Origin of the sequence: Okeania sp. SIO3I5, from assembly GCF_010672085.1 — a bacterium.
Taxonomy (GTDB): Bacteria; Cyanobacteriota; Cyanobacteriia; order Cyanobacteriales; family Microcoleaceae; genus Trichodesmium.
The window spans coordinates 30,563-43,449 of sequence record NZ_JAAHHT010000032.1; the positions used below are offsets into that span (position 1 = coordinate 30,563).

Below are 12,887 nucleotides of genomic sequence, written 5' to 3' on the forward strand. Positions count from 1 at the left end.
GATAATCTCTGAAAATCTCTGGCTCTGAGTCTTGAATCTTTTCGGAATTTTTGAGTTTTGAATGAATAATTTTTCAGTTGGATAGAGCCGACTTTTCCAAAATATTTTGGTTAGTTAAAGCTATTGAATTTTGACGATTTTTTAATTTCAGATAATCTCTGAAAATCTCTGGCTCTGAGTCTTGAATTTTTTCGGAATTTTTGAGTTTTGAATGAATAATTTTTCAGTTGGATAGAGCCGACTTTTCCAAAATATTTTGGTTAGTTAAAGCTATTGAATTTTGACGATTTTTTAATTTCAGATAATCTCTGAAAATCTCTGGCTCTGAGTCTTGAATTTTTTCGGAATTTTTGAGTTTTGAATGAATAATTTTTCAGTTGGATAGAGCCGACTTTTCCAAAATATTTTGGTTAGTTAAAGCTATTGAATTTTGACGATTTTTTAATTTCAGATAATCTCTGAAAATCTCCGACTTTGACTCTTGAATCTTTTCGGAATTTTTGAGGTTTGAATGGATAATTTTTCAGTTGGATAGAGCCGACTTTTCCAAAATATTTTGGTTAGTTAGAGCTATTGAATTTTGACGACTTTTCCATTTCAGATAATCTCTGAAAATCTTCTGCTCTGACTCTTGAATCTTTTCTAGATTTTGACTTTTGAATGGATGAGTTTTGAGTTGGATATATCCGACTTTTCAAAAATATGTTGGTTAGTTAGAGCTATCCAATTTTGACGACTTTTCCATTTCAGATAAGCAAAATCTCCCGCTGCAAGTCTTGAATATTTGCGGAATTTTCGACTTTTGAATGGATGAATTTTCAGTTGAATATATTCCGACTTATCAAAAATATGTTGGTTAGTTAGAGCTATCCAATTTTGACGACTTTTCAATTTCGGATAATCTCTGAAAATCTTCTGCTCTGACTCTTGAATCTTGTCTGAATTTTTGAGTTTTGAATGGATAAATTTTCAGTTGGATATATTCCGACTTATCAAAAATATGTTGCTTAGTTAGAGCTATCCAATTTTGACGACTTTTCCATTTCAGATAATCTCTGAAAATCTCCCGCTGCCAGTCTTGAATATTTTCGTAATTTTCGACTTTTGAATGGATGAATTTTCAGTTGAATATATCTGAAAATCTCCCCCTGCGAGTCTTGAATCTTTTCAGAATTTTTGAGTTTTGAATGGATGAGTTTTGAGTTGGATATATCCTACTTATTAAAAATATGTTGGTTAGTTAGAGCTATCGAATTTTGACGACTTTTCCATTTCAGATAATCTCTGAAAATATTCTGCTTTGAATGAATGAATTTTCATCAGGATCTATCCTACTTATCAAAAATATGTTGGTTAGTTAGAGCTATCGAATTTTGACGACTTTTCCATTTCAGATAATCTCTAAAAATCTTCTGCTCTGACTCTTGAATCTTGTCTGAATTTTTGAGTTTTGAATGGATAAATTTTCAGTTGGATATATTCCGACTTATCAAAAATATGTTGGTTAGTTAGAGCTATCCAATCTTGAGGATTTTTCCATTTCAGATAATCTCTGAAAATCTCCCGCTGCCAGTCTTGAATATTTTCCTAATTTTCGACTTTTGAATGGATGAATTTTCAGTTGGATATATTCCGACTTATCAAAAATATGTTGCTTAGTTAGAGCTATCCAATCTTGAGGATTTTTCCATTTCAGATAATCTCTGAAAATCTCCCGCTGCCAGTCTTGAATATTTTCGTAATTTTCGACTTTTGAATGAATGAATTTTCATCAGGATCTATCCTACTTATCAAAATTATGTTGATTATTTAAAGCTATCCAATTTTGAGAATTTTTCAATTTCACATAAGCAGTTAAAATCTCCTGCTCTGAATCTTGAATATTCTCTATATTTTTGACTGTTGAGTTTTCACTTTTAACTTCAATATATCCTTTCCAACCTGAAAATTCATATTCTGTTCCTAATAATTCTGCTACATCAGCACGAGGAAAACCAGACATTCCAAAACCTTTAACTACATTTTCTTGATTCAAAATCACAATACATTTAACTTCAAAAATATCTTCACTTTTAACTTTTGAATTTTGACTTTTAACTTCACCAACCCATCCATTTACTCTAGCTGTAGTCGGAGAAAATTTAGTCACATTATCAAAATATCCCTGCAAATTTTCTGGGAGTTTTGCAGTTAATAAATTAGAGTTAATTTTCTCCTCCAAATTAGCGCAAAAATTATCCTCTTTTATATCTCGATGAAAAGGTACTAAACCATCAGTTTTTAAAGCATCCACTAATCCTAAAAAAGCAGCAGGACGGTTGCCAACTTTTTCTTGAATTAAAATCGGATCGGAAATGCCGATTTGTAAAGATAATGCTACTAAAGGTTGAAAAGTTGCCCGATGAGCAATCTCTCTAAAAGTTGCCGTACCTACTCGATACATCAATATAGTTAAAACTGTCAAAACTGCCACTAATGGCATGACAAAATACCATTGTTTTCTCAGAGTAATTTCCTGTTTTTCTAACCATAAAAAAATCAGGATAATTAGACTTAACCAAAATAGAGAAGGTAGAGTCGCATAACGAGAAGCGATCGCTTGTTCTATTCCAAAACCAGAACGACTAACTGCTGCCATTAAAGCGGTGCCGAAAGTATAAATTATTATTGATAACCAGGGCAACCAATCTTGAGGATAAGTTGTAAATAACCAATAAATTAAAAATATTCCTGCTAAAAATAATCCTATCCAACCTATTGCGGAAGCGACGGGAATATTATGAGTAAAAATTGCTCCTAAATAAACGGGAATGTAGGCAACTATATCAATAAAATTCAGTTTAGATAATGAGGGATGATGAGAGGGTGTTGTGTAGGTTAGGAAATAAGTGCCTATTACTAAAACAAAAAAAAATAGATAAGAGATAGTAATTTTTTTTGGCAATTTATAGAGAAAAGCAACTGCACATAATATCGGCCAAATTCCTAGAGCGGTACTATAACTAATACATCCGAAAATTCCCAAGATTATACTGGCAATAGCAAATCTATTTTGTTGAGATTCTAGTAATTTTTTTACACAAAAAATTGAGGCAATAACAAATAAATTAGCAATTACCCAATGCACTCCACTATATCCGCGCATCCAGTTATGAGCAGCAGCAGGGGTAAAGTTAAAAACTGAGATTAATAAAATTAATAATAAAAGTATTGGAGGATATTTTTTGAGAGTATTGGGTACTAATGCAATTAACAAAATTCCCTGAAGAAAAGCTAGGAAAAATGTAGCTAGACACAACCCAATATTGGAACCTTTAGTAACAATAATATTTAAGGCGTAAATTATTGCGGGAATTAAGACAAAATGTTCGTTTGCTCGAAACATCCAGTCAAAAATATTCGTGGAAAATCCATCTATGGAATAGATATTTTTAATCATCCACCAATAGTCAAAATTTAGTAGTTCTCCAGCTTTCGATATCATAAAAAGTACATAGAAAGCTGGGAGTAAAATTGTTATGGTGGTGATAATTATAAAAGTAATTTCTGACTTTTTTCTGATTAACATAAGCGGGAGTGCAAGACAAGAATTTTGCCACGGATGGCTAGACACGAATTTTGCCACGGATATACGGATTAATTTGATATTGGAATGGCACAGCTAGACACAAATTTTGTTTTGCCACGGATGGCTAGACACGGATTTTGCCACGGATATACGGATTAATTTGATATTGGAATGGCACAGCAACACACAAATTTTGCTACGGATGGCTAGACACGGATTTTGCCACGGATATACGGATTAATTTGATATTGGAATGGCACAGCAACACACAAATTTTGCTACGGATGGCTAGACACGGATTTTGCCACGGATATACGGATTAATTTGATATTGGAATGGCACAGCAACACACAAATTTTGCTACGGATGGCTAGACACGGATTTTGCCACGGATATACGGATTAATTTGAAATTTTAAATTGGAATGGCAGAGCAAGACACAGATTTTGCTACGGATGTATGGATTAATTTTAAATTGGAATGGCAGAGCAAGACACAAATTTTGCTACGGATGTATGGATTAATTTTCAAATAGCTATCTCTATGATTTTTACCTTTTTTTACAGCAGTTTTGGAGTTAGTGAGGTACAAAGTTTTATAAATTTAGTAAATAGGGAAGAGATATTAGTATTAACCAGTACCTCACTATTCTAAAAAGTGCTGTAAATATTTACTCCTTTACTCCTAGATAACTAAATTCTTCTTCAGGTCTTCCTTCTTCACCAAAAAATTTGGGTAGTTACTCCTCCTTTCTTAAGAAGATAAAAAAAGAAAATTCTGTATTTCAAGTCTCCTTATTTTACGAGATGCTGATAACTGATAACTGATAACTGATAACTGAAATGATTACTCCCTACTCCCTAAACTAAGAAATTTTGATATTTCTTCAATTAAAGTTTTTGGTTCTTGTTGGAAAAACATATGACCCCCAGGAAATTCATGTAAGGCAAAATTACTAATAGTATGCTTTTCCCATTCAGATAAATATTGCAAGCTAACTTCCAAATCATTTTTACCTCTAAAAGCAACGATCGGAGATTCTAAGGGTGCTTCAGAAAAATACGTATATTTTTCATTGAGGGTAAAGTCAGCTCGTAAAATAGGTAAAAACAATTCCATTAGCTCTTGGTTTTCTAAGACTGCTTCAGGAGTACCGCCGTATTCTCGCAAAGTGGAAATTAACTCTTCGTCAGATGCTTGATGACGTAGGTTATCAATAGGAATTTGAGGAGCGCGACGACCAGAGACAAACATATATTTAGGAGTAGGAAGTTTTTCCCTACGTAGTTTACGAACTACTTCAAAACTTATTAATGCACCAAGACTATGCCCAAAAAATACAAAGGGATATTCTTCAATTAAGGGTGATAAAGCTTGAGTCAGGGTAGGCAATAGGTCATCCCATTTAGTAATCAGAGGTTCTTTAATCCGAGTTTCTCTACCTGGTAGTTGTATAGCGCAGACCTCTATATTGGAAGGTAAGTATTTTTCCCATACCCGAAACAAGGAAGCTCCAGCAGCAGAAGGGTGAAAACAGAATAAACGTAGTTTAGGTTGAGAAATGGGTTTAAATATTTTTATCCAAGGAGAAGGAATAACAGTAGTATTCATTGGAGAACTTAATTATTTACAAATTGGTATAGAAAAAAAGTTTTACTGTTGATAGATATGTCTAGAAATTACATAAACTTTTTTTTGAAATCTTTCTAGGATATTCCGGAGAAAGTTCCTACTTGAAAAGCATCATGCCTTCTGAGCAACCTGAATTCTAGACAAATAAGAAAGGTCAATCCTATCACCATGATGATTGCCCAAAGTTTTACCCAAATTGGCAAATAAAGTATAACGTTGTTCTGAGTCCATGGCGATGTAGGGCGATAAAGTGCCGAGAAGTGCTAGATAATCATCAACTTTATAAGTTACTTCACATATTAATTCTTCCGAAATTAAGTTTTGAAACTTACCAGAGTCAATAACTTTATTACCGAGACTACTAATATTTTTTTGATGAGTAGCGATCGCTTCATATCCTTTTATATGTGGTGCGTAGATCTGATAAATTGGTTCTAATAATTTTTGATAAACCTCTTGATTTGGTTGAGGTGAAGTATTCCAAAGCAATATTAAAAATCCATCAGTTTTTAATGCTTCGGCAGTTTTAAGATAACCAATTTCAGAAGATACCCAGTGAAAAGAAGTAGCAGCAACCACAGCATCGAACTGACTTTTTTCTAATTCGCATTCCTCAAAAGTAGTGTTGATAATTTTAACTTTTTTATATGGAGTGCAGTTTCTTACGAGTATTTGACAAAATTCAAAATTTGGTTCTATACAAACCATAGAAAAACCTAATTCAGCAAAAGTAGTTGTTGCTGTTCCAGTAGCAGAACCTATTTCTAAAATTTTGGCATCAGCAGAAAGTTGAGCTATTTCTAACCCAAGTTTGACTAATTTTTGCGGATAACGAGGTCTGGTTTTGTTGTAAGCATCTGCTACTTGACCATACCATTTTGATTTTTGTTCTAGGTTCAAGTCTTGATACCAATTATTTTTGAGTGAGTCATTGGACATAGTTGTGGGAAATCTATACGATGTTTAGAAATCTATCAGCGTTCAGCTTCGGAGTGTACTTCATAACTTTGAAAACCGCTGTATTTAGCTACGAATTGGTATAACAAAAAAATTTAATTTGTGAATTATAAATTCTAGATTATAAATTCTCAATTCAACTAAATCTCCAACGTTATAGTTTTTGCTTACTAACAACTATTAGGAAATTCTTGTATCTTTCAAATTTTAGTCTGTGCTGCAAATTCTCAATTCTGAATTTAGCTAAATCTCCAACGTTATAGTTTTTGCTTACTAACAACTATGAGAAAATTATCGTATCTTTCAAATTTTAGTCTATGCTGCAAATTCTCAATTCTGAATTTAGCTAAATCTCCAACGTTATAGTTTTTGCTTACTAACAACTATGAGAAAATTTTCGTATCTTTCAAATTTTAGTCTGTGCTGCAAATTCTCAATTCTGAATTTAGCTAAATCTCCAACGTTATAGTTTTTGCTTACTAACAACTATGAGAAAATTATCGTATCTTTCAAATTTTAGTCTGTGCTGCAAATTTTAAATTCTGAATTTAGCTAAATCTCCAACGTTATAGTTTTTGCTTACTAACAACTATGAGAAAATTATCGTATCTTTCAAATTTTAGTCTATGCTGCAAATTTTAAATTCTGAGTTCTAAATTCTAAATTCTAAGAAGCTAACTGCTTTAACATTTGCCTCAAACTATCTCGCCAATAAGGAGAATGACTCCCCAAAACTTTTGAAATTTTCCCACTATTCAAAACTGAAAAAGCAGGTCGTTTTGCTGGGGTTGGATATTCGGCAGTAGTTATGGGAACTACTCGTTTTACTTCCAAAGGAAAACCCAGTTGTTTTGCTTCCTCAAAAATAGTCATGGCAAAATCGTACCAACTAATCGCCCCACTATTTGTATAGTGATAAGTTCCATAAGTTTCCGAATTAAGATGGGGAATAATTTGAGCGATCGCCTCTGCTAAGTCTCCCGTCCAAGTTGGACAACCAACCTGATCGTAGACTACTCTTAATTCTTCTCTATCTTTACCTACTCGCAACATGGTTTTGACAAAGTTACCTTTTCCATAAGCTCCATAAACCCAAGCTGTTCTAATAATAATATGATTAGCTTCTGTTTCTTGAATTGCTTTTTCTCCAGCTAACTTGGTTTTGCCATAAGTTCCGAGGGGGTTTGTCGGGTCGGTTTCTGTGTAGGGTGTGCTTTGAGTTCCATCAAAAACATAGTCGGTGGAAATGTGGATTAAGGTTGCTCCTAATTTTTTTGCCTCTTTTGCCATGATACCTGGGGCAATACTATTTACAGCATGAGCTAATTCTGGTTCATTTTCAGATTTGTCAACTGCTGTATAAGCTGCGGCGTTGATAATTAGTTCTGGTTTAACTTGGTCTATAAGTTGGGAGATGGCATTGGGGTCGGCGAGGTCTAGGTTTTCTCGTCCCACCGCCGTTACTTCTCCGATTTTTGTGAGAAGCGGTTGTAGTTGGTTTCCTAGTTGTCCGTTAATACCTGTTAATAAGATTTTCATTTCTGATTTTTAGTAATTCGATTTAAGTTTAATTTTTCGATTTTGTTTTTTCGGATTCAGAGGATTTGACTCGGCAGTTCGGCAAATTTCACCTTTTCTGAAAAGTTACTTCAGGGATAAAGTCTGCCGAAATCTTCAGAATTTTCTATCCTCAGTTTGGAGAATTTTGCTGTTTGATAATTTTCTGATTTTCATTCTACCTTTGAGTGAGCAGTTCGGCAAATTTCACCTTTTCTGAAAAATCACTTCAGCTAGAAAGTTCGCCGAAATTTTCTGATTTTCCTTCTGCCTTTGAGTGAGCAGTTCGGCAAATTTCACCTTTTCTGAAAAGTTACTTCAGCTAGAAAGTCTGCCGAAATTTTCTCAATTCTCAATTCTGAGTTTTGAGAATTTTACTGTTTGATAATTTTCTGATTTTCCTTCTGCCTTTGACTGAGCAGTTCGGCAAATTTCACCTTTTCTGAAAAATTACTTCAGCTAGAAAGTTCGCCGAAATTTTCTGATTTGCCTATTCAGATTTTTGAGAATTTTACTGTTTGATAATTTTCGGATTTTCCTTCTGCCTTTGAGTGAGCAGTTCGGCAAATTTCACCTTTTCTGAAAAATCACTTCAGCTAGAAAGTCTGCCGAAATTTTCTCAATTCTCAATTCTGAGTTTTGAGAATTTTACTGTCGGAATTTCCTATTCGGAGTTTTGATAATTTTCAGTTTGAGAATTTGCCAATTTTCATTCTGCCTTTGACTCAGTAGCTCGGCAAAATTTTACCTTCTCTGAAAAATCGCTTCAGCTAGTAAGTTTGCCGAAATCTTCGGAATTTCCTATTCGGAGTTTTGATAATTTTCAGTTTGAGAATTTGCCAATTTTCATTCTGCCTTTGACTCAGTAGCTCGGCAAAATTTTACCTTCTCTGAAAAATCGCTTTAGCTAGGAAGTTTACCGAAATCTTCTCAATTCTCTATTCGGAGTTTTGAGTCTTTTACTCCTTAAGAATTTTTCGATTTTCATTCTGCCTTAAAGTAAATATATGAGGAAAATTTCTCTCTTTGTGAAAATTACTTCAGCTAGAAAGTTTGCCGAAATCTTCTCGATTCTCAATTCTCAATTCGGATTTTTGAACTGATAACTGATAACTGAAATTACTCCTCATTATTCAAACAAATCAGAACCTTTCAAACTTTTACCAGCTTCATCTTTTTTAGATAATTTCACCTCAATTCCATCTAAAGGCCAAGTAATTCCAATCTCTGGATCATTCCACAGAATTGAACGCTCATATTCCGGTGCATAATAATCAGTAGTCTTATACAAAACATCTGCAGTTTCAGACACTACTAAAAAACCATGAGCAAAACCAGGAGGCACCCAAAGTTGTCGTTTATTTTCTGCACTTAAAAGATAACCTACCCACTTACCAAAATTAGGAGAATTTTTCCGAATATCTACAGCAACATCAAATATTTCTCCTACAACTGCTCGTAATAATTTACCTTGAGCTTGTTGAATTTGATAATGTAAACCTCGAAGTACACCTTGACTAGAACGAGAGTGATTATCTTGTACAAATTCCAGATTTACTCCTGTTTTTTCTGAAAAATTACGTTGATTAAAACTCTCCATAAAAAAGCCACGTTCGTCTCCAAAAACTTTTGGCTCTATTAACAATACTTCGGGAATTTCTGTTTGAATTACATTCATTTTTTTTGACCTAAGTTGATTGATAAGGGAATAGGAAATAGGGAAAATAAAATATGGTAGTACGCATTTAGGGTGCGGAAATTTAACTTTTTAGTTCCCCGTAGGGCTAAGGAAACGCTTTAAACTTCTGGAGATTAATTATTAATTATCAATTATCCATTATCAATTATCCATTATTTTTTTCCCCAAGCTTCTAATTCTCCTATCCATAAATTAAAGACTAATTTATCTAGATGAAGAAATTGAGAAATTGACAGTAAAAAAGAGAAGAAAATATGCTGATAATACTTCAATCTATTCAAAATATATCCTAGACTCATTAAATTACTGGTTGGCTTCGATTCTACATCAGAAAATCCACTTTTTTCTAAAGCAAATTTTATCGTATTAAGGGAGAAATAAGTCAAGTGTTCTGTTGGTTTATAGTGATACCATAAAGACCCTAATAATTTATGCCAAAATCCTCCCACATTCGGAGTAGTAATAAAAATCCATCCTCCAGGTTTCAAAAGTTGATAAGCTGCTGTTAGTTGAGCAATAGGATCTGTCGTATGTTCAATCATATCTTGCAACATAATCAAATCAAAAGAATTAGGTTCAAAATTATGATTAAACAAATCCCCTTGATATACAGATAAACCCCTACTTTTAGCAAAATTTACTGCATATTTTGAGACTTCTAAACCTTGAGGATTATCCCATCCTAAATCTTTTGCTTGCTCCAAACAATCACCTAAAGCACAACCTACATCTAATAATAAACCTTGACTAGAAAGTTTTTTCTCCGCTTTTAATAAACGCTGCCGAAAAGTCAGACTATTAATTTTCATCCCTTGAAAATAATTAGAATATCCTCCTTTAGGAAAATCGTTATTATAATAATCTTCCTGATAGATTGCAGTAATATTTTCTGGTGGATGATTATCCCATACCATACCACATTCAGAACATTTTGCTAATAGATAGTTATCGCCTGCTTTGTAGTAGTTAAATTTATTTGCATGGCATAAAGGGCAATGATTTTTTTGCATAATATTTGATTAAAATTACTTCTGTTAGGATATACTGCCTGGAATTAAAATCCCATCAATTCATTTCAGGTAAATTTGCGCTGTTATTGTTATCTGTTTAAATATATCAGGACTTACTTCAACAATTAATAATGAATAATGAATAATTAATAATTACCTCTTCTTTTCAAGGAGAGGATTGACTAATTATGAAAATTTTTATTTATTATCCCCTATCCAAGGGTAGGCTTTAAACCAAAATTTTTCGGTAAATCAACCCAAAAATCGGGTTGATTGCCCTAATGATTTAAGCAATCAGCAATCAGCTATCAGCTATCAGCTTCATTACCTTTAGTTAGCAAGTCAAGCTTGTCATTAGTATGCTTTAATTCTTTGATTAAAAAAGTATTATAAGTTCAACTAAATGATTGTTTCATTGATTAAAAAGCTGTTTGCGTAGCATTCCGCAGGATGAGCTGACCGCTAATAGCTGAATGCTTACCTAATTATTGTTTTTCAAACCACAAACTTGATCAAATAGGTTCCTGTGTCAAGGTTAATTATCCATTATTAATTATTCATTATTAATTATTCATTATTAATTATTCATTATTTATTGCCCTAACTTTTACTTCATCATTTAATTTGACAAATTCTTGTTTGTCAGAATTATAAACCCAAGCTTTAATAACAGTTTCTCCCACAGGCAAAGATTTAGCTGAAAATTTTACTTTCCATCTGGCTCTACTATAAAGTTTTGACTTCAGAATTTTAGCAATATCATTACTCTCTAAATTAACAATGGCATTGGCAAAAAAATATTCATTCTCACCAGAAGAAAGTAATACTAAGTTAGGCTGTTTTTTTCTATCTGCTCTAATTGCCCAACCCCCCAAACTTAGAGTTTCATCACCTTTAAGAATTAGAGGTTTTGTAATTGTTTGAGGATTATCTAAATAACCATAATTTTGTTTTGGTTGTTTTATAAATTCCAGATTTTGAGGAAATTCTCGCCATCCTAATTTTTCCATAATTTCTGCACCTTGTCTGACTAGCCAAGTTTTGCCATTCATTAATACTAAACAACTATCTGGAGATGTTTTGATAAATTCTGAATCTGCTAAATAGTTAATTATTTCTAGACATTCTTTCCGACTTTCCATGTAGGGAAAACTTAATTTGACATTCCTAATAACATACACCGAGTTGATCATCATAATTCCTGTCATTGCCACAGCCAAAATTTTATAGATTGATAAATATTTTTGTTGCTCTTGTACAAACAAAGCTAGGAGATAAATTAGAGAGATAATTAATAATATTGATGTGGTTGTATATCGGGAAGAAATCATTGCATTTTCAATTCCATATTCTGCTCTACCTACAGAAATAGATAGAGCAGAAATTAGAGAAAATGTACCTATTGTTAACCAAGGAATAGTTGCTTTGAAAGGGGAGTCAGTAATAGAGAATATTTTTATTCTAAATTGCCATTGCCAATTCATTTTTTTACCTAGCAAACTTCTGATTCCTAATTCTTGGTTTTCTGCTTTAAACCAAGATTTCTTGAGAAAGTAATATATAAAAAATAGGAAACTAGACAATAATATTAATCCTGTTAAAATTGCCGGGATGGGAAGTCTGACTAAAGGTAAGCCTAAAACTGCTAAAAAGTAATTTATTATCAAAAATGGTTGTTCTGTAAATAAAAATGGTTTTGGTTCCCTAATCGGATTAAAGTTAATTGCGTAGATAAGACATGAAAGTATAAATAGGAAAATCCAGATACTTAGTCTACTAATTTTTTGTTTGTCTTTGCCTTCTATAGATAATATTGACGGAATTAAAACTAGCCAGGAAAGTAATCCTTGGATTAAGGTAAAACTTCCGATTAAAGAAAATATTGCTGCTAGAAATATTCTGGTTTTTGCTGACAAATTTTCTAAGGCGTGAATCAAATATACTGCCATTATTAGACATAGGTTTGTCAGAAACCAAAATAGGGTAAATCCCCATAACCAGTTCTGATGTTGTACTAGGGAAAATAATAATAGACAACTTAAAATATTTGCTATGTGTAGGATATTTTTGTTTTGATTCTGAAATTGAATTTCGGCTATTTTGCAAATAGCAAAAAATGTGATGATGACAAAAATTACGCTACAAATTATTTCAGCTTGGGTATTCCATTTAGTGGCAAATGCTAAGGCGGTAATGATTAATTTTGGTATTAATATTCTGTGATGTCCGTGTACTGTGAAAAAGTCAAAAAATGTGGCGTTTCCTTCAGCAACTCGCTCAAAGATAGGGGTTAATCTCCATTGGTCCCAGTAGGGAACGTTGACAATAAAATTAGCGAGAAACCAGAGAAGTAATAAGACTGGAAAAATATAGAGGGTTGGTAATAATATTCTGGTTCGGGAAAATATTTTTCGCATTATTGGAAAATTTGCAGATAACTTTCGGAAATATTACCTTAAAGCGA

General features: G+C 32.9%; 10 protein-coding genes. 2 read left to right on the forward strand and 8 right to left on the reverse strand.

Features of this window, described 5'->3' with window-relative positions; translation table 11 throughout:
- Positions 1-642 precede the first annotated feature (642 nt).
- Together F6K40_RS10145 and F6K40_RS10150 are read right to left on the reverse strand one after the other, a co-directional pair.
- A complete protein-coding gene (locus F6K40_RS10145) occupies positions 643-891 on the reverse strand; it encodes a hypothetical protein (RefSeq protein ID WP_293134981.1) in 249 nt (82 codons plus the stop codon).
- 892 nt (positions 892-1,783) lie between these two features.
- Positions 1,784-3,484, reverse strand: a complete 1,701-nt coding sequence (locus F6K40_RS10150; RefSeq protein WP_293134984.1) for a hypothetical protein — start codon at positions 3,482-3,484, stop codon at positions 1,784-1,786.
- 34 nt (positions 3,485-3,518) lie between these two features.
- On the opposite strand from F6K40_RS10150, the gene F6K40_RS10155 reads away from it, so the two are divergent.
- On the forward strand, positions 3,519-3,665 hold the full coding sequence (locus tag F6K40_RS10155) for a hypothetical protein (protein ID WP_293134987.1): 147 nt from the start codon (positions 3,519-3,521) through the stop codon (positions 3,663-3,665).
- Positions 3,666-3,674: 9 nt separating this feature from the next.
- The gene (locus F6K40_RS10160; RefSeq protein WP_293134990.1) at positions 3,675-3,809 is read left to right on the forward strand and encodes a hypothetical protein; all 135 of its coding nucleotides are present in this window, start codon (positions 3,675-3,677) and stop codon (positions 3,807-3,809) included.
- Positions 3,810-4,414: 605 nt separating this feature from the next.
- Here F6K40_RS10160 and F6K40_RS10165 read toward each other — a convergent pair.
- From F6K40_RS10165 to F6K40_RS10190, 6 genes are all read right to left on the reverse strand, one after another.
- Positions 4,415-5,179 (reverse strand): thioesterase II family protein, encoded by a 765-nt coding sequence (locus tag F6K40_RS10165; RefSeq protein ID WP_293134993.1) that lies wholly within the window; start codon positions 5,177-5,179, stop codon positions 4,415-4,417.
- A 132-nt stretch (positions 5,180-5,311) separates the two neighbouring features.
- Complete coding sequence (locus tag F6K40_RS10170) at positions 5,312-6,139, reverse strand: class I SAM-dependent methyltransferase (RefSeq protein WP_293134996.1); 828 nt, start codon at positions 6,137-6,139, stop codon at positions 5,312-5,314.
- Between the two features lie 684 nt (positions 6,140-6,823).
- Positions 6,824-7,696, reverse strand: coding sequence for a dTDP-4-dehydrorhamnose reductase (gene rfbD, locus F6K40_RS10175; RefSeq protein ID WP_293134998.1), 873 nt, complete (start codon positions 7,694-7,696; stop codon positions 6,824-6,826).
- A gap of 1,147 nt (positions 7,697-8,843) precedes the next feature.
- Positions 8,844-9,392 (reverse strand): dTDP-4-dehydrorhamnose 3,5-epimerase, encoded by a 549-nt coding sequence (rfbC, locus tag F6K40_RS10180; RefSeq protein ID WP_293135000.1) that lies wholly within the window; start codon positions 9,390-9,392, stop codon positions 8,844-8,846.
- A gap of 173 nt (positions 9,393-9,565) precedes the next feature.
- Positions 9,566-10,423, reverse strand: a complete 858-nt coding sequence (locus F6K40_RS10185) for a class I SAM-dependent methyltransferase (protein WP_293135003.1) — start codon at positions 10,421-10,423, stop codon at positions 9,566-9,568.
- Between the two features lie 581 nt (positions 10,424-11,004).
- On the reverse strand, positions 11,005-12,840 hold the full coding sequence (locus tag F6K40_RS10190) for a hypothetical protein (RefSeq protein ID WP_293135006.1): 1,836 nt from the start codon (positions 12,838-12,840) through the stop codon (positions 11,005-11,007).
- Between the last annotated feature and the right edge of the window lie 47 nt (positions 12,841-12,887).

Bases quoted from the DNA above. Each gene is read 5' to 3' on its own strand.
- F6K40_RS10190 (WP_293135006.1), bottom strand. From the start codon at position 12,840: ATGCGAAAAATATTTTCCCGAACCAGAATATTATTACCAACCCTCTAT.
- rfbD (WP_293134998.1), bottom strand. From the start codon at position 7,696: ATGAAAATCTTATTAACAGGTATTAACGGACAACTAGGAAACCAACTA.
- F6K40_RS10155 (WP_293134987.1), top strand. From the start codon at position 3,519: ATGGTGGTGATAATTATAAAAGTAATTTCTGACTTTTTTCTGATTAAC.
- F6K40_RS10150 (WP_293134984.1), bottom strand. From the start codon at position 3,484: ATGATATCGAAAGCTGGAGAACTACTAAATTTTGACTATTGGTGGATG.
- F6K40_RS10170 (WP_293134996.1), bottom strand. From the start codon at position 6,139: ATGTCCAATGACTCACTCAAAAATAATTGGTATCAAGACTTGAACCTA.
- F6K40_RS10185 (WP_293135003.1), bottom strand. From the start codon at position 10,423: ATGCAAAAAAATCATTGCCCTTTATGCCATGCAAATAAATTTAACTAC.
- F6K40_RS10165 (WP_293134993.1), bottom strand. From the start codon at position 5,179: ATGAATACTACTGTTATTCCTTCTCCTTGGATAAAAATATTTAAACCC.
- rfbC (WP_293135000.1), bottom strand. From the start codon at position 9,392: ATGAATGTAATTCAAACAGAAATTCCCGAAGTATTGTTAATAGAGCCA.